This window comes from Bacillota bacterium, assembly GCA_013177945.1.
Lineage (GTDB): Bacteria > Bacillota > DSM-12270 > Thermacetogeniales > Thermacetogeniaceae > Ch130.
This window is the reverse complement of the sequence record JABLXW010000015.1, coordinates 183,653-208,490: the sequence shown is the minus strand read 5'-3', so window position 1 is coordinate 208,490 and position 24,838 is coordinate 183,653. Positions and strand designations below refer to the sequence as shown.

Annotated in this window: 22 protein-coding genes, 1 pseudogene and 1 riboswitch; all 23 genes and pseudogenes read right to left on the bottom strand. The window is 52.6% G+C overall.

Annotation, left to right across the window (positions count from 1 at the left end; all coding sequences use genetic code 11):
- Positions 1–445 precede the first annotated feature (445 nt).
- Positions 446–1,012 carry a flavin reductase family protein gene (locus HPY58_10755; protein NPV30105.1) on the bottom strand — a complete coding sequence of 189 codons (567 nt, stop codon included), beginning with the start codon at positions 1,010–1,012 and terminating at the stop codon, positions 446–448.
- Positions 1,013–1,032: 20 nt separating this feature from the next.
- Positions 1,033–1,863, bottom strand: coding sequence for an MBL fold metallo-hydrolase (locus HPY58_10750; GenBank protein ID NPV30104.1), 831 nt, complete (start codon positions 1,861–1,863; stop codon positions 1,033–1,035).
- A 6-nt stretch (positions 1,864–1,869) separates the two neighbouring features.
- Complete coding sequence (locus HPY58_10745; protein ID NPV30103.1) at positions 1,870–2,331, bottom strand: GNAT family N-acetyltransferase; 462 nt, start codon at positions 2,329–2,331, stop codon at positions 1,870–1,872.
- A gap of 12 nt (positions 2,332–2,343) precedes the next feature.
- On the bottom strand, positions 2,344–3,309 hold the full coding sequence (gene nrfD, locus HPY58_10740) for a polysulfide reductase NrfD (GenBank protein ID NPV30102.1): 966 nt from the start codon (positions 3,307–3,309) through the stop codon (positions 2,344–2,346).
- Between the two features lie 13 nt (positions 3,310–3,322).
- A complete protein-coding gene (locus HPY58_10735; protein NPV30101.1) occupies positions 3,323–3,865 on the bottom strand; it encodes a 4Fe-4S dicluster domain-containing protein in 543 nt (180 codons plus the stop codon).
- On the bottom strand, positions 3,865–6,066 hold the full coding sequence (locus HPY58_10730) for a molybdopterin-dependent oxidoreductase (GenBank protein NPV30100.1): 2,202 nt from the start codon (positions 6,064–6,066) through the stop codon (positions 3,865–3,867). The genes HPY58_10735 and HPY58_10730 overlap by 1 nt, the downstream gene beginning before the upstream one ends.
- A gap of 182 nt (positions 6,067–6,248) precedes the next feature.
- Positions 6,249–7,202 carry a 4Fe-4S binding protein gene (locus HPY58_10725; GenBank protein NPV30099.1) on the bottom strand — a complete coding sequence of 318 codons (954 nt, stop codon included), beginning with the start codon at positions 7,200–7,202 and terminating at the stop codon, positions 6,249–6,251.
- 49 nt (positions 7,203–7,251) lie between these two features.
- On the bottom strand, positions 7,252–8,340 hold the full coding sequence (locus tag HPY58_10720; protein ID NPV30098.1) for a (Fe-S)-binding protein: 1,089 nt from the start codon (positions 8,338–8,340) through the stop codon (positions 7,252–7,254).
- A 32-nt stretch (positions 8,341–8,372) separates the two neighbouring features.
- Positions 8,373–9,203 carry a DUF2064 domain-containing protein gene (locus tag HPY58_10715; protein NPV30097.1) on the bottom strand — a complete coding sequence of 277 codons (831 nt, stop codon included), beginning with the start codon at positions 9,201–9,203 and terminating at the stop codon, positions 8,373–8,375.
- 864 nt (positions 9,204–10,067) lie between these two features.
- Positions 10,068–12,254 (bottom strand): molybdopterin-dependent oxidoreductase, encoded by a 2,187-nt coding sequence (locus HPY58_10710; protein NPV30096.1) that lies wholly within the window; start codon positions 12,252–12,254, stop codon positions 10,068–10,070.
- 43 nt (positions 12,255–12,297) lie between these two features.
- Positions 12,298–13,301 (bottom strand): annotated as a pseudogene (locus HPY58_10705) (radical SAM protein).
- 137 nt (positions 13,302–13,438) lie between these two features.
- On the bottom strand, positions 13,439–15,475 hold the full coding sequence (locus HPY58_10700) for a methyl-accepting chemotaxis protein (protein ID NPV30095.1): 2,037 nt from the start codon (positions 15,473–15,475) through the stop codon (positions 13,439–13,441).
- Positions 15,476–15,669: 194 nt separating this feature from the next.
- Complete coding sequence (gene mog, locus HPY58_10695; GenBank protein NPV30094.1) at positions 15,670–16,176, bottom strand: molybdopterin adenylyltransferase; 507 nt, start codon at positions 16,174–16,176, stop codon at positions 15,670–15,672.
- Positions 16,173–16,634 (bottom strand): MOSC domain-containing protein, encoded by a 462-nt coding sequence (locus tag HPY58_10690; protein NPV30093.1) that lies wholly within the window; start codon positions 16,632–16,634, stop codon positions 16,173–16,175. The genes mog and HPY58_10690 overlap by 4 nt, the downstream gene beginning before the upstream one ends.
- On the bottom strand, positions 16,619–17,119 hold the full coding sequence (gene moaC / locus HPY58_10685) for a cyclic pyranopterin monophosphate synthase MoaC (protein ID NPV30092.1): 501 nt from the start codon (positions 17,117–17,119) through the stop codon (positions 16,619–16,621). The genes HPY58_10690 and moaC overlap by 16 nt, the downstream gene beginning before the upstream one ends.
- Before the next feature lie 3 nt (positions 17,120–17,122).
- Positions 17,123–18,103: a GTP 3',8-cyclase MoaA gene (moaA, locus tag HPY58_10680; protein ID NPV30091.1), complete on the bottom strand. Its 981-nt coding sequence runs from the start codon at positions 18,101–18,103 to the stop codon at positions 17,123–17,125.
- A gap of 262 nt (positions 18,104–18,365) precedes the next feature.
- Positions 18,366–19,241 carry a nucleoside hydrolase gene (locus HPY58_10675; GenBank protein ID NPV30090.1) on the bottom strand — a complete coding sequence of 292 codons (876 nt, stop codon included), beginning with the start codon at positions 19,239–19,241 and terminating at the stop codon, positions 18,366–18,368.
- Positions 19,242–19,281: 40 nt separating this feature from the next.
- On the bottom strand, positions 19,282–20,298 hold the full coding sequence (locus HPY58_10670) for an aminoglycoside phosphotransferase family protein (protein NPV30089.1): 1,017 nt from the start codon (positions 20,296–20,298) through the stop codon (positions 19,282–19,284).
- Positions 20,267–21,379: an ABC transporter ATP-binding protein gene (locus tag HPY58_10665; GenBank protein NPV30088.1), complete on the bottom strand. Its 1,113-nt coding sequence runs from the start codon at positions 21,377–21,379 to the stop codon at positions 20,267–20,269. Before HPY58_10665 ends, HPY58_10670 begins: the two co-directional genes overlap by 32 nt.
- Before the next feature lie 15 nt (positions 21,380–21,394).
- Complete coding sequence (locus tag HPY58_10660) at positions 21,395–22,201, bottom strand: ABC transporter permease subunit (GenBank protein ID NPV30087.1); 807 nt, start codon at positions 22,199–22,201, stop codon at positions 21,395–21,397.
- A gap of 6 nt (positions 22,202–22,207) precedes the next feature.
- Positions 22,208–23,089: an ABC transporter permease subunit gene (locus HPY58_10655; protein NPV30086.1), complete on the bottom strand. Its 882-nt coding sequence runs from the start codon at positions 23,087–23,089 to the stop codon at positions 22,208–22,210.
- Between the two features lie 3 nt (positions 23,090–23,092).
- On the bottom strand, positions 23,093–24,340 hold the full coding sequence (locus HPY58_10650; protein NPV30085.1) for an ABC transporter substrate-binding protein: 1,248 nt from the start codon (positions 24,338–24,340) through the stop codon (positions 23,093–23,095).
- Positions 24,341–24,399: 59 nt separating this feature from the next.
- Entirely contained in the window at positions 24,400–24,633 is a 234-nt protein-coding gene (locus HPY58_10645; GenBank protein ID NPV30084.1) for a hypothetical protein, read from the bottom strand.
- Positions 24,634–24,697: 64 nt separating this feature from the next.
- Positions 24,698–24,824, bottom strand: a riboswitch (molybdenum cofactor riboswitch).
- Positions 24,825–24,838 lie beyond the last annotated feature (14 nt).

Below are 24,838 nucleotides of genomic sequence, written 5' to 3'. Positions count from 1 at the left end.
CAGCTCCTCACCACGGTATACCCGTTTTCTTCGTAAGTCCACTTTTTCTCCGTCTTGCCCATTGTGTTCACCTCTCTACCATACAGTTTATATTCCTCTTTAGCTTGACACCCAATTTACCTCTCCGCTGCAAGGAAGCCTTGCTCAGCATGAATAAGGTAGCGCCGTTGCACCTCTTCCTGCTGCCTGACCCAAACTACACATATACAAAAGCTGCCAGGGATAGGCTTCTTGCAATACTCATGCCAAGAGCTTCTCGCCAACGGCTGTGTCAAAAAGTCTTCCAGGCGTAGATCCTGGATCCCGGCAAAAACACCCGTTCTTTTCACATTGGGAATTTCAGTTCCAAAAAAGAAAAAACTTTTTTCAGGTTAAGAATTTACCGAAAAACTGCAAAAACCGGGCCAAAAGGTTCTGTCCCTTTCAGTCGTACACGAAAAAGCTGCTAGATACTTTCTCCGATTGAGTAGACTTTTCCAAGATATTTCCCAATACCGTAATAAGAAGTGCTACACGGCATTAAGAGCAGCGGTTTTAATCTCTCTATATCCGGAATATCACCGTTTCCAAGCATTGCCTCCTCTATTTTTACATCCAGAATCTCACCGATAAATGCAGTGTGCGATCCAATTTCAACGTAATTAAGCAGCCTACATTCGATAACGCAGGGAAATTCCTTTATATAAGGGGCATCCACCATATCACTCTTTACAGGTATAAGCCCTACTCCTGCCAACTTATCATGTTTTCTCCCGGTTTTAATCCCAAAATAATCTGTTTCCTCTATGTAATTTTCTGAGGGGATATTAACGGTAAAAGCTTTCTTTTCCATTATGTTGGCACAGGTATATCTATCTCTCCTGAAGGAAACGAAAACAGCAGGCGGATTAGAAGCACATATGCCCACCCAGGCTGCCGTTGCCATGTTCGCCCTGCCTTTACTATCGTACGTCCCAATAACCCATACAGGAGTGGGATAAGCGAGCGCCCGCGCACCAAGTGATTTTTTTATAATGCAACACCTCCAAATCCTCAAGAGAGCAGGCCGGTGTGTAAAAGAAGGCATTCTCTCAGATTCAGGCTCATTCCATCGCGAGCTACTACAACACCCTGATGCCTGGCCGCTTCTTTCTCAAGCTCTTCGCTGGTTACCGGCCGGCTGTAATGTATGGAAAGGTGTGTGAGCACGGTTCTTTTTGCTTCCACCTGTCTTCCAAGCTGGATCGCCTCTTTTACCGACATGTGGGCCTCCGGAAACCAGTTTTCGCCGTAAAATGTGGCATCGCACACAAGAAAGTCGACACCGCGAACTTTTCTGGCCGTTGCTTCCGGCAGACCGGCAGTATCGGGGAAGTAGGCGATTTTGCTGCTGCTTGATTCGATCAGAAATCCTGCCGTTTCCACGCTATGGTTGGCCGGCAGAGGGGTTATATATATCCCGCCGAATCCATAACGCTGGAAAAACTGCCAGGGAGCTGAATGAAACACATCTGCCAGGTTGGGAAAAACGGTTTCAAACTGCATCACAGCACTCGGTGGCAGGTAGAGGGGAAGCTTTTCTTTCCGCTCGAGCTTTACATAATACTCGAGCTCGCCAAGGCCGGAATAGTGATCGTAATGCCAGTGGGTAAGAAAAACACAGTCGACACTGGTTATCATTTCCCTCACAAGCTGACTCCTGAGATCGGGTGAGGCATCCACCAATACCGTCCCCGCACCAGTCTCCACCACGGCACAGCTGCGGGTGCGTGCATACTCTTTTTTACTTCTTGCTTCCAGGCACCCTGGGCAGCTGCAGAAAAAGGAGGGTACACCTGTGCCCGCTCCCGAGCCTAGTATTCTAAACTGTAGCCTGACCGACACTTTTGTCTAACACCCCTCGAACATCATCGGCAGCGGCCTGCAGGTTCCGCGGTCCGGGCAGTCATCGCACTGTACATCATACGGAGAAGCAAGGTTTGAGAAGCTGCAGGGTCTGAACCCGTGCTTTATGTAAAAACTTGCAGCCTCTCCTCTCGCCACCGTGGTAACTTTATAAGCTCCCGGCACAATGCTTGCACAGCGGCAATACTCCCCGGGACTGCTGATAATCTTGGACAGCAACAAACCGCCTACCCCCTTCCGGCGCAGTCCATTTTTTACTCCAAAAACTTCAAGGTGAAAGTAGTCCTTTCCCGTTTGTACCAATCTTCCTACCGCACAGACCTCCCCTGCCGACTTTAAAACCACATAATCCTCGACCTCTCCGAGCATTCCCATTTTGTGTTCGGACAGGAGCCTCCGAACACCCTCTTCATCTGCTTTTCTGGCGAATGAAATAATGTACTCCAAAAATTCGCCCCCCTATTTTCCCCCATAAAGCCATGCTTCCTTTTCCTTCCATCGCTTTTCAAGTTGAAGCCCCAGTTTGGCTTCTTCCTGCGCGCTCATCCACTCGCTTTCTTCACCCGGGAGGCTCCTTCTTACCGCAGCCTGTAAGAACACGCACCTGAAACAGGCGCAACCGATGAGGACCAGGATGGCTTTGGCCGCTAACAGGGCCGGGCTGTTGCCGAAGAGATACATGATCAACGGCATCAATGCCCCTGCCACAACGACACCCCACCAGAATTTCACCCTCAAGTCACCCTGTAAAATGCCGGCGACCGCCCTTCTTGCTTCTTCGACACCCGTGTTTTTGATACCCAACAGGTATCCCGTCAACAAGATCACCTGAGCGACTATAAAGCCGAACCAGATGCCGCCGTTAAGTTTCAGGATGGCCGGACTTTGCGCCTCCCCGAGTATAACCGACATGAGAATCACGCCGGCAATGCCGCTTGAGGCGCCATTTACCAGAAACAACGGCACCAGGCCACTTCCGTTCCAGAACGCCCGTCCTCTGGCCTCCCCTAGCTCCAGTCCGGGGTAGGCCACCAGCCCTACCGCTGCAATGATCCCCAGCACCGCCAGGACTTCCCGCAACCCGTAAGCCGGATACCAGGGAACAAAACTAAAGAAAGTAGTTGTATACACAAGAGCAATGACCATGAACGCACTCATCATCATTGCGCCCAAACTCATGATAGACGAAGGCTTAGTCATCACCAGGTAGAACTTCGTCTTATCACCAAGCTCTACAGTCAATAACAAAGCACCAATCCCCGTTACAATTAGCGCAACAAGGCTCACCCAGCCGTTTATTTGGCCGGCCAGAGCAACCCCGGCCAGGTCGAGAACAGCTGCGATAACAAACATCATGGCTCCCAGCGCAGCCAGGAAAAAATATCCTGCAGCAAGAGATCCCCAGTATTCCTGTTTTGTCTCCATAACTGTCACCTCTCTATGGAAAGATATAATAAACCGCCGGTCTCGTCCCCAATTCCTCATGCAGGGGCCTCGCACTCTTCTTGCGTATCAGCTGCACAATCTCACTGTTAGGGTCGTCAAGGTCTCCGATATAGCGAGCTTTCAACTGGCAGGTCTCTACACACCTTGGAGCCTTTCCCTCATCAAGCCTGTCGAAACACATGATGCATTTTTCTACAATACCTTTTTCTTCGTTGTAATGCCGCACTCCATAAGGGCAGGCAACCATGCAGAACTTACAGCCGACGCATTTCAGCTCGTCAACAACCACGATCCCGTCTGCCCGTTTGCGGCTGGCTCCGGTGGGGCATCCGTCAACACAAGGAGCATCTTCACAGTGCATGCAGGGAACAGGCAAGAAATAAGAAGTTAAGTTAGGATATTCCCCCACGGGCCCCACCCGTAGCACCCTGTTCCACCTCTCCCCAAACGGTAGATTGTGCTCTTGCTGGCAGGCCACAGTGCATGCGTGACAACCGATACATTTTTTTAGATCTATTAACATTCCCCAGCGCATTAGCTGCCCTCCCCCACCTTAGAAATCCGACATCTGACGCCGCGCGTGCACCAGCTTCCGCAGGCCTCGTCGCAGGTGTCAGGGTCATCGTCAAGGCAGACGTTGATATTGGATTCAAAAACTCCCATGAGTACCGGTTCTTCGATTTCTTTCTCAGGATACCACCAGCCTCTTTCCGCCTGAATGGTGTCCGGCGCTACCGCCGCAGTTAAAACCGCCCTCTGTTTAACTTTACCGGTCGGTGTTTCGATCCAGATCCAGTCGCCGTCTTTGATTCCGTACTGCTCCGCCAGGCGTGGATTAATGGCAACCCTGGGATAGGGGCTTACGAGCCTTAACCTGGTTATTTCACGGTGTTCCGAATGGAAAAAGGGATTGAACCCTCCGCCGGCAATCAGGGTAAGCGGATACTCCTCAGCCAGTTCCGGCCTGGCTTCAGGGCTGAACGGCGGCTCCACATAATGCGGCAGGGGGTCGTAACCCAGCCTCTCCAGTGTGGAGTTTTTCAGCTCCACCTTCCCGGATGGTGTCGCAAATCCCCGGGTCAGGTATTTCCTGTATTCCCTGGGCGCAAAGTCGTAGCGGTATTTTTGAACGAATTCTTCGTAGCTCTCTATTTCGTAACCGAGCTTCTCAAGACGGTATTTGAAGACTTCTTCGTCGGTTTCCCAGGGCCAGTATTCTTCCTGCCCGAGCCTGATGCCGAGTTCTCTCCAGAATTCATAGTCGGTTTTGCGTTCGTACAGGGGCTTGATTGCCCTCTCCGAGGCTACCAGCCAGTCGGAAACGCCGTATGTTGTGGTCAGTACTGGCCTTTCCAGCCAGGATGCTGCCGGCAACACGTAGTCCGCAAGTACTGCTGTGGGTGTCATCCAGTATTCCATGACTACGAGGAGGTCGAGGTTTTTCAAGGCTTGATAGACCAGCTTGGTGTTGGCGTAGGATACCAGGGGGTTGTCGGCCAGCACTATCGCTGCTTTGACGGGGTAGGGTTTTCCGGTGGCCATCGCCCGGAATAATACCGGCGGGTTGGCTTCGCAGAACCATTCGGCCGGTATGCTCTTCCCCCAGACCCGCACCAGGTTCTCGGTTATCAACTGATACCCCGGCCAGCTGTTGAGCTTGAACCGGTCGGACCCCAGCTGCTTGGCTCTCTGCTCCTCTGGCAGCTTTTCGTTGAGTTCCATTTCCCAGTCTGTGATGAAGGTGGGGTGGGGTCCGGGCATGACGTCCCCTCCGGGCACGTCGAGGTTGCCGCAGATCGCCCTCAGGGCTACTCTCGCCTGGGCTCCTGCGGTGCTCCCTCTCCCCAGCTGATCGGTGGCTACTCCCCACATGATGCAGGCTGGCTTGGAGGTTGCGTACATCCTGGCGGCTTCTATTATCAGTTCGGCTGAAATCCCGGTCTTCTCTGCTGCCCATTCGGGGGTGTATTCCTGCACCCGCTCGGCCAGCTCTCCAAAGCCTACGGTCCACTCGCTTACGAATTCCATGTCGTACAGCCCTTCGTTGATGATGACGTTGAGCCAGGCCAGGGCCAGGGCGTTGTCGCTGTTCGGCCTGATGGGCAGCCAGAGATCGGCTTTTGCGGCTGTTTCGCTGAAGCGGGGGTCGATGACGATGATTTTGGTGCCGAAGGTTTCTCTGGCCTGGAGCAGGCCCCGCATCTCCGGCAGGTACGAGGCCCCGGGATTATGGCCCCATACCACCACGCATCTGGCTCCGTTCATTACTTCGGCATCGAAGGAGCCCCATCCATATGAAGAGGTCTCTGCTAAAAAATTGGGTATCCAGCAAACCGGCGCCGTATGAGCAACGTTGGGGCTCCCCAGCAGGTTAAAAAAGCGCCTGCGTGCAAAATCATCGGTCCTATTGGTGCCACCGATAGTTGAAACGGTCTCGGCGCCGTACTGTGATATTAACTGCTTAAGCCTCTCAGCAATATCATCCAGCGCTTCTTCCCAGCTCACCCTTGCAAACCGGCCCGAGCCTCTTTCTCCGACTCTTTTCAGCGGGTAGTTAATGCGATTCGGGTGATACAAGTGATCAAGCGCCGAGACCCCTCGCGAGCATTGGGCCCCCTGGTTAAAGGGATGCTCTGGATCCCCGATTACTTTAATCACCACCCCGTCCTCGACATAGGCCAGCATCCCGCAGTTCATATGACAAAAGTGACACGCGACCTTTTTTATCTGGATCATTACCAGTCCCCTCTCTGTTTAACTTCGATAATTGTTCTTAAAGCAAGCTACCCGCGCATTCACATTCTGCAGCCCCTGCTTCTCTACAATTACAACCAGCGACGTTCCTTTTCATCAAATCTCTCCTTGACTGCTACAGATCATCCCCCCCACCATGCTACTGCTTGTCCGCTTCATCTTTTTCAAATCCTGATTCTCAGCTGGATAGCCTTTTGGGGGCACTGCCCGACGCAGGTATAACAGGCACTGCATTTATCAACCAAAACAGGACGCGCCTTTCTTGCACCTTTTGCTTCGAACATTTCGAAAACCGCAACGGGGCAGAAAGCCTCGCACAAACCGCATCCATTGCACTGCTCCTGGTTCACCTGCAATTCGACTCTGCCGTTTACTTTTTCACTGGGTTTCCGGATATTATCCATAACCGGGTGCATATAGATCTTTTTTCTTTCCTCAGGTATGCTCTTTAATGACAACTGTTGAAGTGCCTTAACCAGCAATTGAAGCTGCCCATAGGGTATAGAGATATAAAGCTCAAAGTCATCTATCTCACTTGAAGCGCGGGCCCCATAACAGCCGAAGGAAATGTTCATTTCCCCGGTCTGCATAACTTTGACTGTCAGATCGGCACAGGTGGAGTTGTACCCGGAGGTATTGAACACCTGCCTTTTTCCAGACGTATAAGTCTGGGCACAGCAAAGCCACATCGCCTGTTCCGGCCAGAGCGTAAATATAACCACGTCAGGTACAAACGTTGCTTTTTCCAGCGGTGCCAGCACCGTTGCAGCATAGGTTCCGGGGGCAAATTCCGGCCTGCCGGCAATCATGGTTCTGGCGCACTCAAGATTCGGCAGCTTTTTGAAGAGCAGGTACAGTTCTCCTGATCTCAACTTTGGTGACATTTCCACAAGCCCCAGCACACCTGCTCCATCAGGGCATGCGTGCTTGCGGGGCGGCAGATACAGGCAGTTTCCCCGCCGGGCCACAATAATTGACTGGCAATGCCGGAGCGGCATCGGAGGCTCCATCAATCCTTCCGGTATTCCCTCCCCTGGCCTCATCAGTCGCAAGGCCACCGGCGACCACCGCAGACCCAGTATTTGTTGCAACGATTTTGCCAGTTGCTCATTATCCATTTATGCGAACTCCTTTTCCATTCTGCTCCACCCTGGTTTGCCGGTCACCTTATTCGGTTGGTTCTGGTTCTGTAAATATCTGCAGGGCCCGTGCCTTAACATCAGAGTAGTCTTCTTCATGTCCTAACAGGAGGTTCAATGCATGCCTTGCCTTTATGCCGGAGGGCTTACCGGCAAAATTAAGCACGCAGCTGAGACAATAAGCAATGAGAATTTCTGCGCCAGACTTTTCTGCCTCACTCAGCCTCTTCTCTACCAGTTTTTCCGCCAGCTCCGGCCTGAAATGGGAGACCTGCCCGCCGCTCCCGCAGCATGGAGCATCCCTCCCGCTGAAAGGCATTTCTACCAGTTCGTACCCGTCTTTTCGGAGCGCCTCACGCACCTGGGCAGCAAAAATTCCCTCAAACCTGTCGGGGCATGAGTCGTGCACCGTACACAAGGGCGCATTCTCCGGCATCTGTCTTTGAAAATCCAGAACCTCATAAACGGTCAGAACTTCTATTCCCTCCTGCTCCAGCAAATGGCGCAGGTGATAATAACATCCGGGGCAGGCTACTATAACTCTCTTGACGCCTATATGCGCCATCTTGTTCATCAGACTACGGGCTGCCTGTTCAGCCCTCTGCCTTAGTCCCATCTGGCTCAGAGGTTTTCCGCAGCAATCCGTAAGTATTCCCCGGCATCCGCATCCGGCTCTAAGCCTCCGGTAAACCTCCCTGGTCAACACCGGGGAATACGTCATCAGGGTACAGCCGGGGAAGAAACACGTTTCGGTGCCTTTACCTGCCGCGATATCACTGTAATCAATATTGTAGTAACGCCGGTACAGGCGCATGATGCTTTCTTCCCGGTCGGGAAAAAGATAGCTATACTCGTCGGGGTCTATTTCTCCTTTTTCAACCGCAACAATTCGCCTGGCAGCGAAGATAGCTGAGGGCTTCAGGCCGAGTGGACAAGCCGCTGCACACCTGTCACACAAGAAGCAGCTATAAGCTTCATAGGCCCCTACCCCGCCTTGCGCCAGCTCGCCCGGCGTTCCTGCTGCTTCAGCCAGCAAATCACATGCGCCCAAGCATAAGCCGCAATCCTGGCATTCTTGCGCCAACATAGCTAGCTGGCTATGCGGTTCTTTTCCCATATATTACCGCTCCTTATCAGGCTATAATCAGTCTAACGCTGTGACGGCGCTGCTGAAGCCACAAGCCCCATCTCCTCAACCGCTTTGATTGTCCTTTTTGGCAGGAAGACCGCAGTATCGTATCTTGCCGCAAGTTTCAGGGCGTTTAGCGCTGATATCAGGCTGGCCAGGTCAGCCGGGATATCCACATCAGGTATCATTTCGACAAGGCCGAAGGGGATGTTGCGCTCGGATGCTTTATAAACCAGTGCATCCAGGGCGGTAACGCCATCCCTGTTGTAAAACACCCCGTCGAATTCAAGGGGCGTGGTGCAGGTGTAACCCACAAGAGAAAAACCGCCCTCCTGGCAGGCGCCCTCCACTATGGCTGCACCTATGGGGGCACCGTTCCCCCCGAGCTTCTTCGCGGCCTTTTGGCCGGATTCGCTTGACGCCAGTCTCTCCAGTTTATTAACTGCTTCTCTTATCGTCGCAGGCTGCAATGACGGCAGGTCTCCGCCGACAATGAGCACACTGTCGGCCAGTCTGCCGCCGCATCCATCTTTCAATATATAATCGGCCGCATACTGCATGCACTGGTCAAAAGTACCGCCCTGATCGGCATAAACACCTTTGATCGCCCGCCGGTCAGAAACGGAGCCGAGCAATTCTTCCAGATGATCGCGGTCACCCTTTGCGTTGTAGCATATATAGAAATCCCCGCATGCCGAGGCAATGCAGGCGTCTATAACATCAAGCAAACAGGCTTCGTAAAACCGTTTTGCTTCTTCCGGTGTCAAGATGCCTCCGCCCTCGGTTGTAAGTCTTGTTTTGACATCTCCTGTTTTTGGTACTTTTGTGAAAACAACAATTGCACTTTGCACCTGGTTCCCTCCTCCGACTTAAAAACAAACGATAGCATTAACTCGTTTTTTGCAGCTTATTGACTCTAACTTGCAAAAAATATACCAGGTAGATGCAAGCCGAAAACTCGCATAAAACCAGGACATGCACCTGAAGTATACCCCTTTGACCAGTCTCGTTTTGAGATTCCAGTTAAGAATTGTTGGCCAATTTTATCTGGTAGCATAAGGGCATACCCTCTGCCTTCTATAATCAGGTGCTATATCAAATCATGTCCTGGAACAGCAGTCAAGCAGAAGTTGACAGCTTTCCTGGTTGAACAGCACCAGAGAGGAGGACGGCAAAAGGGATAACAAGCGCAACGGTATCCCGAGCGGGATCTCCTCACCCGTTTCGGCTCCATCAAAGACATGGTGGGAGATGCGCAACGGCAAATTCGAATCAAAGGTTTTTCCTCGCTCCAGGTGTAAGGGATCTTCGACAGACAGATCATCGAGTTTTTCACTGGGGGAATCAGCATCCGGAAAGTGAAGAGGTCCACCAGAGAACTACTGGGCAAAGGCTATTCCCCTGCCACCACTTCCAAGATTAACAAAAAAGGAAATCTCATTATGGGGAATCATGGACGGCCCGCCGGACCCGGAAAGTGCCTAAAAATGAGCAAAAAAGAGTTACCTGTTGGAACTATAAGTTTTTTAAAAGTCCTGGTTTCAAAATGAAACGGTTTTCTCTTATTGAAAAAATACGTTGTTCCCAGGCCCTGGATCCCTGGCAGCATTCCCCAACTTCCTTTGAGGCTCGCAAAAAGAAAACCGGGGGCAAGAAACAGACCTCCGGCCTCTTATGTTAAATCGGTGCAACAAGAAGCAATCCTGCCGTACAAATCACGAAGCATCCACCTTCGCTATCCGGCATAAAACACCGCGGGTGCACCAGCTTCCGCAGGCCTCGTCGCAGGTGTCAGGGTCGTCGTCAAGGCAGACGTTGATATTAAACTCAAAGATTTCTGCAAGATCAGGAGTTTTGCCTTCTCTCCCCACAGGCCAGCGGCTTTTTTCTGCCTGAATAACGCCTGGCGCCACCGCATCGGTGATCACTGCTCTCTGCCTGACTTTTCCGGCCGGTGTTTCGATCCAGACCCAATCATCATCTTGGATGCCGAGTTCCTCTGCCAACCGAGGATTAATTGCAACCCGCGGTTCCGAACGCATTGCCCTACCTTTCATTTTACCCCGTCCTTCCCCACGAAAACTCCCGCTGGTTATCAGGGCCAAAGGATAATGTCTCGCCAGCTCTGGGTTCGATTCAGGGCTGAACGGCGGCTCCACATAATGCGGCAGGGGGTCGTAACCCAGCCTCTCCAGTGTGGAGTTTTTCAGCTCCACCTTCCCGGATGGTGTCGCAAATCCCCGGGTCAGGTATTTCCTGTATTCCCTGGGCGCAAAGTCGTAGCGGTATTTTTGAACGAATTCTTCGTAGCTCTCTATTTCGTAACCGAGCTTCTCAAGACGGTATTTGAAGACTTCTTCGTCGGTTTCCCAGGGCCAGTATTCTTCCTGCCCGAGCCTGATGCCGAGTTCTCTCCAGAATTCATAGTCGGTTTTGCGTTCGTACAGGGGCTTGATTGCCCTCTCCGAGGCTACCAGCCAGTCGGAAACGCCGTATGTTGTGGTCAGTACTGGCCTTTCCAGCCAGGATGCTGCCGGCAACACGTAGTCCGCAAGTACTGCTGTGGGTGTCATCCAGTATTCCATGACTACGAGGAGGTCGAGGTTTTTCAAGGCTTGATAGACCAGCTTGGTGTTGGCGTAGGATACCAGGGGGTTGTCGGCCAGCACTATCGCTGCTTTGACGGGGTAGGGTTTTCCGGTGGCCATCGCCCGGAATAATACCGGCGGGTTGGCTTCGCAGAACCATTCGGCCGGTATGCTCTTCCCCCAGACCCGCACCAGGTTCTCGGTTATCAACTGATACCCCGGCCAGCTGTTGAGCTTGAACCGGTCGGACCCCAGCTGCTTGGCTCTCTGCTCCTCTGGCAGCTTTTCGTTGAGTTCCATTTCCCAGTCTGTGATGAAGGTGGGGTGGGGTCCGGGCATGACGTCCCCTCCGGGCACGTCGAGGTTGCCGCAGATCGCCCTCAGGGCTACTCTCGCCTGGGCTCCTGCGGTGCTCCCTCTCCCCAGCTGATCGGTGGCTACTCCCCACATGATGCAGGCTGGCTTGGAGGTTGCGTACATCCTGGCGGCTTCTATTATCAGTTCGGCTGAAATCCCGGTCTTCTCTGCTGCCCATTCGGGGGTGTATTCCTGCACCCGCTCGGCCAGCTCTCCAAAGCCTACGGTCCACTCGCTTACGAATTCCATGTCGTACAGCCCTTCGTTGATGATGACGTTGAGCCAGGCCAGGGCCAGGGCGTTGTCGCTGTTCGGCCTGATGGGCAGCCAGAGATCGGCTTTTGCGGCTGTTTCGCTGAAGCGGGGGTCGATGACGATGATTTTGGTGCCGAAGGTTTCTCTGGCCTGGAGGATCTTTTTCATTTCGGTAACATAAGAAGCTCCGGGATTAAAACCCCAGATTACTATACATCTGGCCCCGCCCGTGACGTTACTGTCAAAGGCGGCCCAGCCATAGGATGATGCCTCTACCAGAAAATTGGGGATCCAGCAAACCGGAACCGTATGACAAACATTGGGGCTTCCCAGCAGGTTGAAGAAGCGCCTGCGCGCCAGATCGTCGGCACGGTTGGCGCCGTTTATGGAGGATATGGCCTCGGCGCCGTACTCTTTTTTGAGCTGGACCAGGCGCCCGGCGATGTCATCCAGCGCTTCTTCCCAGCTCACCCTTGCAAACCGGCCCGAGCCTCTTTCTCCGACTCTTTTCAGCGGGTAGTTAATACGGTTCGGGTGATTTAAATCTTCCAGCGCTGAAGCCCCTTTCGAGCATTGTGCTCCAATATTAAAGGGATAACCGGGATCCTCCGCAATTTTTATGATTACGCCGTTCTCGAGGCAGGCCAGCATCCCACAGCTCTTGTGGCACAGGTTGCACGCCACCTTTTTAATCTCCCTCATTACAACCCTTTCTCCTTGCTTTAATATTCACCACTTCTGATTATCAGCAGAAATATCGAGACGGCCCCTCGTGCACCTCCCACTCCGCTTCTTTAAAAACCTGGCGACACTTCGGAACGTCAAATCCCCTGTGTTTTTCTGTTTTCTGCTCCGTGTCGCGGGGATTGCTCCCGGCTTCAGCCCATATAATATTAGCTCCGGCTATAGCTCCCGGTACATTGGGCTCATGTGTGCAGTTTAAAGGAACTCCGTATCCCATAGCCAGCCGTACTACAGCAACATACAGCGCCATCCTCAACTCACTAACCATTCCGAAACGTTCCAACTCAGAACCGGGGACATTTATGCGCCTCATCGCTCCGGCAAACACAGGATTAATATCCCTGCAGATTAAAGTCTTTTCCACCAACTCTTCAATCGTGTGCTCTGGACCGATAGGCTCGACGCAGGTGCATATTTTTAGTCCTGCTTGCTTTGCTGCCTTAATCGTATTTAATCTCGTCGCGACACTGATACGGGTAACTTTGCCTTCGCCCAGTCTGACCGCATGGTAAATCGCGCTAATGCCGGCGTCTTTAAGGGCCAAGCCTCCTGATAGCCGAAATCCGGTAGATTTGCTATAAGAACAGTATCCTCTTTAAGATGTCTTTTAATTTCTCTGACTATTTTTATAAACTTTTCAAACTGAAAGGACGCAGTAGTCATCAAATATATGGCATTGGCTCCGTTTTTTTCAAAATTTTGGACTTTTTCCAGTATTTCTTCAAAGGACATGACATTCTGTTTTTGAAACACACGGTTACAGGCAGCAAACGAACAAAACAGGCAGTTATTGGAACACGCATTGTTATCTATACCAATCTGTCCATGAATTTCAGCCTTGCCATCAGAAGTCTCCTGGCTCATCTCACGGGCAGCAAACTGTATATAAAATGCTTCCTCGGAAAATGTGGGAACAGAAAACAATTCTCTGATCTCACCTGCATCAAGCTGCTTTCCCGCCCTCGCCCGGTCGACAATATGTTTGACATTACTTCCTGCAAACATTTTTGATCCTCCTCTTTCTGTGGCAGCTAACTTCATTATCCAGACGGCCCCTCCATCCAGCACCGAGGCTAAAGCGTCCATTCGCAGCCATACCGTTTTCTTCTCTGCTCTCAGCGTACCCCGGCATAACACTTACCTCATACCTTAAATCGCTCCACCTGTTCCTCCAAGCTTTTAGCCGCCCTCAAAACCTCCTGGGCGCTGGCGGCTATCCCTTCAGTGGAGGCAGACAATTCTTCGGCCGAAGCCGAAATTTCTTGAGCTGCAGCCGAAGTCTCTTCCGAGACCGCGCTGATGCTTTTGACCCGCTCCAATACCACGTCTTTAGCCTTCACAGTGCTCTCTACATGACGGTAAGTCTCCTCGATTACGGGCTCCATAGCAGCCACCGCATCCAAGATGTTGTCGAAAGATCTGATCGTGTTTTCCACATTTTCAAGCTGGGCCTCGACCTGCCTACCAACTTCCTCTGAAGTGCTCATCACTTCACCGGTTTCCGAGGCAATGGTACCAAGCAGCAGTCTTATCTTATCTGAAGAAGCCCGGGATTGTTCAGCCAGTTTACGGACCTCCTCCGCCACAACCGCAAAGCCGCGGCCCGCATCACCGGCACGTGCCGCTTCAATAGCTGCATTTAATGCCAAAAGATTCGTTTGGTCTGCTATATTGTTGATTACTTCCAGAATTTCGCTTACCTGATTTACTGAACCGCTTAAGTCGGTTAGTTTCTCCGCGGCAACTCTAAAAGTCTGGCGGACACCATTAATAGAGGCAACCAAGACATCCAGCTCTTCTTTACCCACCCCGGCCAAACGAGAGGTCTTTTCACTGCTTGCCTTAACGTTACCAAGCTCGCGATAAACTTTCTCTAAACTAGTGGTGATGTTTTCCATAAGCTCTAATATCTCCTGCAAATGCCCTGCTTGCTCAGAGGCCCCGGCGGCTACCTGCTGGATGGTCCTGGCTACTTCGCCGGAGGAGGAGGCAATCTCTTCCGATGCTGCGCTTAAGTTCTCAGAATTGCCGGCCAGCATTTTAGCCTCTTCTTTGATCCCTGAAAGCAGTGGTTTGATGCTGGCCTGCAGGCGGTCCACAGCCCTGGCCAACGTCCCTATCTCGTCCTGCCTGCGCAGAAACTTGTCTGGAACCGACCCTGTAAAGTCGCCATTGGCAATCAGCCCCAGCAAATCGACTGTCAGCACAAGAGGTGTGGTGATGGTTCTGGCCATCACATAAGTAAGAATTAAAGCAACAAGAATTATTACCACAGATATGATCAGCATAGAGCGTTTAAGGCTAGTCGTTCTTTCCAGCACCTCCGACACAGGGGCAGTCACAGCCAGGGACCAGTCGGTTCCCTCAACAGGTGAGTAGGCTATAATCTTATCTTGCCCCTGGTAGTTGTAGGTGGTAACGCCTTCCTCTCCCTCGGCCATCCTGGAGATCGCGGACCTTACGGATGCCATAGCCGGATCCGACCCGGCTAGTTTCAGCATGCTCTCTTCGGTCAGCACCTTTGTAGTATCTTTGTGGGCAAGAGTTTTGCCGGTGCTGTCTACGGCAAAGGCATAACCAGTCCGGCCGTAAGTGATGCCCGTTACCAGCTCACTAAAACTAGCCGCATCCACTATTCCTAACAGCGCACCCCTGATCTCGCCGGTGGTATAGTCGCGCACGGGTGAGACAAAAGCAAACACTACGGAATTGTCTTCTCTGCTGACAATCGTGCTGGAGACCGCTGTCCTGCCCTTAAGTGCAGCCTGGAAGCAGCTCTGCTCCGAAATTCTGCTCTTACTTCCGTCTGAAAAGACTACATTTCCTTCTCTATCGACGATACCGAGCTGTTTGAAGCCAAGGCTTTCTGCTGCCTGCAATGTATCCCTGAGGACCGCCAGTTTCTCCTCCAAAGTAGCCTCGCGGTCTTCCCACCTGCCGCGGACGGCACTTTGATTGGCCGTGCTCTCCACAACGTAGAAACGAGCCTTTACCCAGCCCTCTACAGTTTCGACCGCCTGCTTGATCAGCTTGGACATAGCCTGCTTCGCTTCATCTTCCAGAGCACTCCCGGCGCGATTTCCGCTTACAAACATCAGTACCAGGCACCCGATCAGCACAATCAACCCAAACAGCACAGTCATCCTGCTTCTCAAACTTCCCATAAGTTTTTCCATCATCATTACGCACGTCGCTCCGATTCATAGCTAAATCTAACCGGCAAGCGACCTTACTTTTTCCTCCCCTCTCAGGTTTGTTTTCTTTTGACCGTTACACAAATAGATTTGATATACAGCCTTATTCCCATTTGAATTCCGCTAAACAGGACAACCTCTTTCTTGGTACCCACGTCACACCCGTGAACACGAGTGCCCTAATTCCAGTTCTCTTGTTCAGGGCGGGCGCATTCTCTCCCTTTTCCCTGGAGGGTCTCCAGGGCGTGGGGTAGGGCCGGTAACACTACTTCCAGGTTCTCCCTGACCGCACGGGGGCTGCCGGGAAGGTTGATGATCAGAGTTTGGCCGCGGGTGCCGGCAACCGCCCTAGAGAGCATGGCATGCGGTGTCTGCTTCAGCCCCGCGGCCCGCATGGCTTCTGGAATGCCGGGGATGATCCGGTCGATGACCGCCAGGGTCGCCTCGGGGGTAACGTCCCTGGGCGAAAGGCCGGTCCCTCCAGTGGTCAGGATGAGATCTACTTTTTCCTTGTCGGCGAACTCGATCAGCTTTGCAGTCAGGATTTCTTTCTCATCAGGGACGACATCGTAGGCGGCAACTTCTCCTCCAACAGATGTCACCATTTCCCTGATGACCTCTGCGCTGCGGTCTTCCCGCTCGCCCCGGGATCCCCTGTCACTCGCCGTTAAAATGGCCACTCTCATTTGCCCGTCCCTTCTTCCTGGGGGATCTCGATGATTTCGATGCTATCTCCGACCTTGACGGGGCCTCCCTTGAGCACGCGGATGAAAATCCCTTCCCTCGGCATGATACAGTCCCCAGCCTGGTAGTAGATGGCGCACCTGGAATGGCATGCCTTTCCGATTTGGGTCACTTCGCCGATAGCTTCTGTTCCCAGGCGCAATTTTGTTCCGACCGGCAGGGTGATGAGTTCGATCCCCTCGGTGGTGATGTTTTCGGCGAAGTCTCCCGGGCCTACATCGAGGCCTTTTTGTTGCATTTTCCTGATGCTCTCCATTGCCAGGAGGCTGACCTGCCGGTGCCATGGTCCGGCGTGGGCGTCACCCTCCAGTCCGTGCTCGACCACCAGCGTCCCCTGGCCGACGTTTCTCTTGCGTTCTCCCGTGTTTTCACTGGTGCAAACCGCTACAATTTTTCCCATTGTTCTTCTCCCTCCCTGAGATATTTTCCGCTTTTGCCTCCAGATTTCTCCACCAAACGAATGTAACCGATGATCATGTCGCGGTCTACCGCCTTGCACATGTCGTATATGGTCAAGGCTGCCACGCTCACTGCAGTTAAGGCCTCCATCTCCACCCCTGTCTTTCCCTGGCACCTAACCCGCGCTTCGATCTCCACTGCGCTGCACTCCTGGTCACAGCGAAAGTCCAGGTCGATGCCGCTGATAAACAGCGGGTGACACATGGGTATCAGCTCTGAGGTGCGCTTGGCCGCCATGATCCCGGCCACCTGGGCAACTCCCAGGACGTCCCCCTTGGCGATCCCCCCGCTTTTGATAAGCTCGAGGGTTTCTGGTTTCATGAAGACCGTTCCCCGCGCCCTCGCCTCCCGGGTCGTTACGGGCTTTTCTCCTACATCGACCATGCATGCGCGGCCCGCGGCATTGAAATGTGTAAAGTCCGCCATCTTTTACCCTCCAATCTGGACCATCCCCCGCCCGCCGGCAGGAGCGCCCATCGCCTCGTGGTAGTTTGCCGGCTTAAGCCGCAGGGCCTTGAGGAACAGTCCCTGTAGTTCCTTTTCGGTGGCGCCGCTCCGCACCGCATCACGCACATCTACCTCACGCTGATCGTGGAGGCAGGGGCGCAGTTTGCCGTCTGCTGTAAGGCGGAGGCGGTTGCAGGAGGCGCAGAAGTGGCTGCTCATGGCGTGGATGAAGCCGATGGTCCCTTTGGCTTCCGGAAGGTGGAAATACTCGGCAGGTCCGCTCCCCTGAACGGTCGCGACGGGAATCAGTTCTCCCAGCCTTTTCTCTATCTTGCTCCGGACCTGCTCGCAGGAAGCAAAATTCCTCCCTGCCAGGTACCAGCTGGTGCCTACAGGCATCAGTTCGATGAAGCGAACGTGCACGGGGTAGTCAAGGGTCAGGCGGGCAAAGTTCGTCCATTCATCATCATTGATGTTGCGGAGGGCGACCACGTTAATCTTTACAGGAGAAAAACCCAGTTCCAGGGCCTGGCACACCCCGTCCCAGACAGCTTTCAGGTCCCCACCCCGGGTGATCCTGGCATATTTTACAGGGTCAAGGGTATCGAGGCTGATGTTGATCCGGCGCAGACCGGCGTCCCTAAGCTGCCTGCCCATTTTGGACAAAAGTGTCCCGTTTGTTGTCACGGATAAATCCCTGATTCCCGACAGCAACATTAAGGACTTGATAAAGGGTACAATACCTTTTCTAAGCAGTGGTTCTCCCCCTGTTAAGCGAAACCTGTTGATGCCCAGCCCCAAAGCTGCCCGGACAACGACCAGGATCTCCTCAAATCGCAGGATTTCCTGGTGCGACTTGGGTTTTACTCCTTCCGGCGGCATGCAGTACAGGCACCTCAAATTGCAGCGGTCGGTTACCGAGATGCGCAGGTAGTCGATTTTCCTTCCAAACCGGTCCTCCACCTAATTCCCCTCCATATCTCAGAGTTAACGTCATTCTTGCATCCGGCCAAAGCACTTATTTAGAATTATCGTTCCTCTACACCCCAGAGGCCTCACCGCTATAGCATCACCGGAGATAGGCTCACCAATTCGACGAAGCAATTATCATGCCAGTAACAATGTTTAACCAGACCATCTTTCGAGATAGCAACTTCCATATCAGTAATCTAAAATCTAAATGAAACGAATACACCCAATTTTAAAAAGCGCCTCGCCAATGGCATCAAAAATTCAATCTCAGCCAGGCGCCGTAAACATCCTCGATGAACCTTTCCGCGTCGCGAATTACAGGAGTGTTTACCCGATGCCGTGAGTGATCTTCCGGTGCAGGGCTTAATCTCCCCTTTCTAAGATCCTCAAGATTTGGCGCTATATATTGAAAATGATTATCAAACAGCGCAGGGTTCGCCAAAAAAGCGGCGGCGACCACATCCCAGTTGTAAAAGCCGTTAAGGTGAAAAGCGGACATCATTTCGTCAAACCAGTGTTTGCACTTTTGAGCTATGTATCCGGCTGCGGGTTTACCACTCGCTAGAAGCCTGTGTTCAAAATCCTGTTTTGAAAAAAAGGCCTTGAGACAGTTATTTCCGGTGATGACGGAGAGGTTATTCCCGTTTTTCAAAACGCATTCGGCTGCAGCGGGATCACACGAGAAATTCAGTTCATCGAGAATCCTGCCGTTGATCATCAGGTCATCGGTAATTCCCCCCATAACGACGATTTCACAGACGTTTTCGAAAACCGTATTGTCCGATAGATATGCGGCATACAAATTCGTCAAAGACCCTGTAGCCAGGATGGAGATGTCCTTTCTGTTTGATTTTACCGTTTCCACGATGAAGTCCGACGCTTCACTTCTCAACACATCTTTCCCGGGACAACCCTTGAGAAGCCGGATGTCCGTTCTGCCGATCTCTTTTAAAATCGCGTCCGTATTAGAGTAAACGGTATCCACATCACTGTTGCCGTATGTTGTGGTTATTCCGCATATCTCAATGCCTCCTTTCCCCAAGAGGTAGAGTAACGCCAGCCCGTCATCCACGTCGCAGCCCTCTATCCCCATGGTATTATCACAATCGAAGATGATTTTTTTCATCAAGACAACACCTCGCCCGACACCCTCTTGATTCCACGTTTTCCTACACGGCTTGCCGGAGAATCCCCTCTAAAAAACCCGGCTCCAGGTAAGCCTTGATCTTTTCAAAGGTATCCGGGTTGCTTAAGGGCCGCCCCGGCTCGATATACTCGGTCCAGGCCATAGCACACCAGGAAACAGCCCGCAGATAATTGAAAAACTTGAACATTTCCACCCTTTCCCGCAGCGTTTTGGCCTGAGGACAGGGCGGGAGGTATTGAAGATAGGTGCTGATGAACAATTCCTCCTCTCCCCTGCTCAGGATGTAATTCTGCTTCCACAGGGTGGTTGTGGCGATCAGAAAATGGCTCAGATCCTGGGCAGGCTCACCGTATATGGGCTTTTCCCAGTCGATTAAATGGCAGGAGCCGGTTGCCGGATTCACAATGAAGTTGTGGGAGTTAACCTCGGTATTGATGACCCGCAGCCAGGGTTCCTCCAAAAGGTACTTTTCGTCTTTTTTCCGCTCCTCCGCCCTAAGTATGATCTTTCCCAGGAGGCCGGCAACCACGGGATCTGCCCGGGGGCAGGAAAAGTACTTATCCAGTAAACGAACCGCTTCATTATAAATCCCTGTCAGCGGCCCGGGCTCCTTGACCAGAAATTCCACTTCTCCGGCGGAAAATTCCATGCCGTGTATCCTGGCAAAGGTCCGTGCGGCAGTGGCCAGATCGCTGCGGTAGTCCAGCGGTTTACCCGGTAGGTATTCCATGACCAGGATACCGTACGGTATCTCTTGCCTGGTATCATCCAGGTAAAAGGCCCGGGGAGTAACCCCAGTAGGGCTCAATAATTGAAGAGCCCGGTATTCATAGGCGATCTGGTTGTCCAGATTCATCTGGCTTCCGGTATTCACCCTCAATACATACCTCTGCTCCCCCGACTGCAGGAGATAGTTCAGGTTGTACTCACCCTGGGCCAGAAAGCCGACCGTAACTCCTTGCCGGAGCCCCAAGGCAGACCTGAAACGGACACCGTCCACATACCGCTTAATGCCCGACAGCAACCGTTCGGCCAACAAATCCTTTCACCTCGCGCTTTTCCCGCCGCAGGCGGTAATGCTCCTCTCCGCCGGCGGCGTCGCCCTTATTAAAACAGGCCTTGTCCCAACGGATTTTCAACCCTACCCGGCTGTTTACGACCAGATCCGCGTGCCGATCTACCCTGACCAGGAACTCCCCGTCTCCGGTATCAACCCTCAACAGGCTGTGCCCGCCGGTGTACCTGTTTTCCACAACAACCCCTCTGAGATCCGGCTCCGAATCCACAAGTTCAATTGCTTCAGCCCGGATAAAGGCAACCACCTCGCCGGTCAGATCTACACCGGGAACGGCGAACTCACGCCCTCCGGTTTTAAACCTTCCGTTCTGGATAAAACCGGAAAGGGTGTTGCAAGGCCCGAACAGGCTGGCCACCTCCCGGGTGGCCGGTCGGTTATAGATGTTATAAGGGGTATCGCACTGGATTATTTTGCCGTCAAACATCACCGCTATCCGGTCGGCCATCAACATCGCCTCAAGCTGATCATGGGTCACCAGAACAATGTTCATTTTCATCTTTTTATGAATTTCCCTGATCAGCTCCCGCATTTCGTCCCTCAGGCGGGGGTCGAGGTTGGAAAGGGGTTCATCCAGCAGCAAAATCCGGGGTTCCAGGGCCAGCGCCCTGGCCAGAGCCACCCTTTGCTGCTGTCCCCCGGAAAGCTGCGCCGGATAGCGATTTTTCAGGTCGGGGAGTTGCACCAGCTCCAGCATTTCTCTTAGCTTGGCTTCCCGGTACCGCCTGCTGCAACCCGCCATCTTTAAACCAAAGGTTATATTTTCGCCCACCGTCATGTGGGGAAAAAGCAAATTCTCCTGAAAGACCATGACGATATCCCGTTTTTCAACCGGTACGGAGGTGATTTCCCGGCCGTCGATCAAGATCTCGCCCTGATCCGGAGCAATCAACCCCGCCAGGATCTTCAGGGTAGTTGTTTTGCCACAGCCAGAAGGCCCCACCAGGGTGATCAGCTCTCCGTCGGCGATCTCCAGGGACACCCCTCTCAAAACAGTCACCCCATTATAGGCTTTGGTCAGGCCGCGCAGCACAATCTCAGGCACTTTCTCACCATCTGCTCACATGTAATAAAAAGCCGTCTCCTCTTGCCGATCTTTAACGGTGTTTTCAATTACCGCCATCAGCAGCAAAGACGCCGCGATAAAGACCAGGCTGATGGCCGAGGCCACCACCCGGTCGCCTCCGTTGATATACGGAAAGAGAATGAGCGGAAGGGTGATTATCCTGCCGCCTCCGATCAGAAAGGTTAAAAAATACTGGGCAAAGGACACGTTAAAGATCAGAATACCGCCTGCCACCATGGCGGGATATAAAAACGGCAGTGTCACATAGATAAATCTCTGCCACCACCCGGCTCTCAGAACCCTTGCCTGGTCCTCCCACTTGCTTCCCATCGCCTTGTAACCGCTGGCGAAAATCCTGATTCCATAGGGCAACACCACCATGAGATGCACCAGGAGCACACCGGCAAAGGAATCCGCCAGACCGAATTTTATAAAGGCGGTATGCAGCCCCATCCCCACGGTAATGGAAGGGATGATGATGGGGGCCAAAACAAGCAACTCGATGAGCCCCTTCCCCGGAAAATCATACAGGCCGAGGGCCTTGCCGGCCGGAATGCTGATCACGAGGGCGCAAAAGGTAACGGCCAGAGAAAGAAGCACACTCATAACCAGGCCCGGCAACACCTTTCCATGAGGAGAAAACATATACAACCAGCCCCTCAACCCCAACCGGGTCGGGAGGATGGAATCGGCCGGCCACTGCCCGGTAAAGGCCCATAGAACCAGCACCGTAAAGGGAATGATCAGCACGGCCAGCAGGCAGGGCCCAAGAATACTCCTCGATCCTTTTCCCCTGAACATCCCACATCAACTCCACCGGCGCAGGTACCTGCGCATGGATACATAATAGACCGCCACAAGACAGGCACAAACAAGAGATACCAGGACGTTTATGACCATGGTTTCCGGCCTGTCGCTCAGCTGCGGCGATATATAGCTGAAATAAGCCCGGACCGGCAGAGTCTTCGGATAACTCGCTCCCAGCAGATAGGGTATTTCAAAAGCGCCAAAAGAATAGGCGAAGGTAATGGCCGAAGCAGATATTATACCGGGCATGCTGAGCGGCAGAACCACGTGATAAAAGACCTGCCTGGGGTTTGCACCCAGAGTTGCGGCGACATCCCCCAGTTTTCCAACGATATGCTTCATCACGGCATAGACCATCACTGCAACAAAAGGGGTCTCTTTCCACCAATAGATCAGGATGATCCCGACGGCATTCCGGGTGTAAAACAGCGCCGGAAAATCGGAAATATTTTCTATCAGGCCTGCCTTCAGCATCAGACGGGCGATCACTCCGCCCTGGGAGAAGAGAAACACCATCATCAGAGCTGCCACCAGGTGCGGCACGGTGATGGGAAGCTTATACAAAAGAGATATCAGCCTGTTCTTCGGAGCACACCGCACCAGGTAATTGGCCAGGTAAACCCCTGCGATGGTTGACAGCAGGGTGGAGGTGAAGGCGATATAAAAGGTCCCCCTCAAAGAAGCCCAGAAGTCGGGGCTGCCGAGCACCTGGCGGTAATAAAACAACGTAAACTCCTTCATCCCGATCACCGGGAAATACCCCAGGCTCTGAGCCAGGGCTAAAGTAAAGCCACCCAGGAAAAAGCCGACAAGAACAACCAGGGATGGAGCCAGGTAAAAATAGGGTTTGAACACTTCAGCGTAAAAGTTTTTCATGTCCATCGCCTATTTCGTTAACACATTTTTCTTCCATAAATCTTCAATCACAGGAATGTATGCCGAGCTAATTTCGGGCAAGCGGTGGCTCTGCAGTTCTTCCTCAGGAAGAGTTGCTACTCCCCGGTCCACCTTCTTCATTTGGGCGATATATTCCGGCTCCAGTTTGCTTACATCGAGGGCCAGCATATCCCCCCAGTTTTTCGGGTCATATTTGGATAACTGCGCCTCCGGGCTCAGCAGGAAGTTGGCCAGAACCATAGCACCTGCCTTGTTCGGGGCATTGAAGGGAATGGCCAAAAAGTGGGTGTTTCCGATGGTCCCCCGGTCCCACACGAAAGTACGCACCGTATCCGACAGCAACCCATTCTTAATCATGCAGGAAATTTCCGCAGGGTTATAGGTCATGGTGAAATCGACTTCCCCGTCGGCGAACAGCTGGTGCAGGGCCGCTATGGTCGAGGGATAGGTCTTGCCGCTGCGCCAGAGGTACGGCTTCATTTCGTTGCAGTAGTTCCAAAGCGCTGCCAGCTTCCGGTCCAGGGCATCTTTATCTACTTTTTGTACTGTAGGAAAGGCCTTATAACCGCCGCACAACTCATACATGAGCTGCCGCACAAAAACGCTCCCTGTAAAGTCCGGCAGTTCCGGGTAGGTAAACCGCCCCGGATGCTCCTTCACCCACTGCATCAGTTCGGCAGCAGATCTGGGCGGATTTTTGACCTTGCGGCTGTCATAGGCAAAGACAAACTGGGCCCTGCCCCAGGGCACCTCATAGCCGTTAACGGGATAGCCGAAGTCGTTGGCTATATCTGGTGCATTTTTATCTACATATTTCTGGAAATTGGGAAGCTTGTCAGCGAAGGGACCCCATAGCAAGTCGGCCTGGCGGGTGGTTCTGAAGTTTTCGCCGTTGATCCAGAGAAGATCAATCGATCCCTTTTGGCGGCCGGCCTGTTTTTCACCGAGAAGTTTGTTGATGAACTGATCCGCATCCATGGGCACCCGGTTAACTTTGACACCGTAATATTTTTCCATTCTATCCGCCACAAAGGTATCGACCCATTTGTTAATGCTCTCATTACCACCCCACATATAGAAATTCACCGTCGTTCCCCGGGCCTCTTTGAGTATTTGGCTCCAATCCTCATCGAGCAGGCTTTTCTCCCCCTCCGGACTCTTGGAACCGCAGCCGTAAATAAAAAAGAGGAAGAATACCAGCAATAAACCCGTCAGATAGAGCATTTTTTTGGACATTGTTTTCCCCCTTTCGTATCAGGTCGGATAATGCTGAAAGTAACTCAACACTGGATCAGTTAATAACACAAAGGCGATCGGGCGGCAGGTGAAGGTAACAGGCCTGCCCCGGCCATAAGTGTTGGCCTGTTTTTTAGAGAGCCTGCAGCAGAAATGGTCAAAGTAGCCGGTTTTGTCTGTTGCTCTTTGTCTTCCGTTACCTTTTGATCAGCACTGCCGGAACAACCGGTAAGAAGTGAAAACAGTAGAATCGCCGCCAACAAAGCAGGCGCAAAGCTACGCAACCTGAACAACGCAATTACCTCCCCCCTGACTTATAAAGGATTCCCGCCGTTTTATCATTCAAAGCATGAAAAATGCTTCTGTAGTTTATCTACTTTACAGGAGGCTGCCAGATTTCTCTGATAACCCCGTGGGGTAAGCACCCCAGGCCGCGTTGCCGTAGTGTCACCGCAGGCAAACGGCCTCGTAGACTATTCTGTTTTCTGAGATCCATAA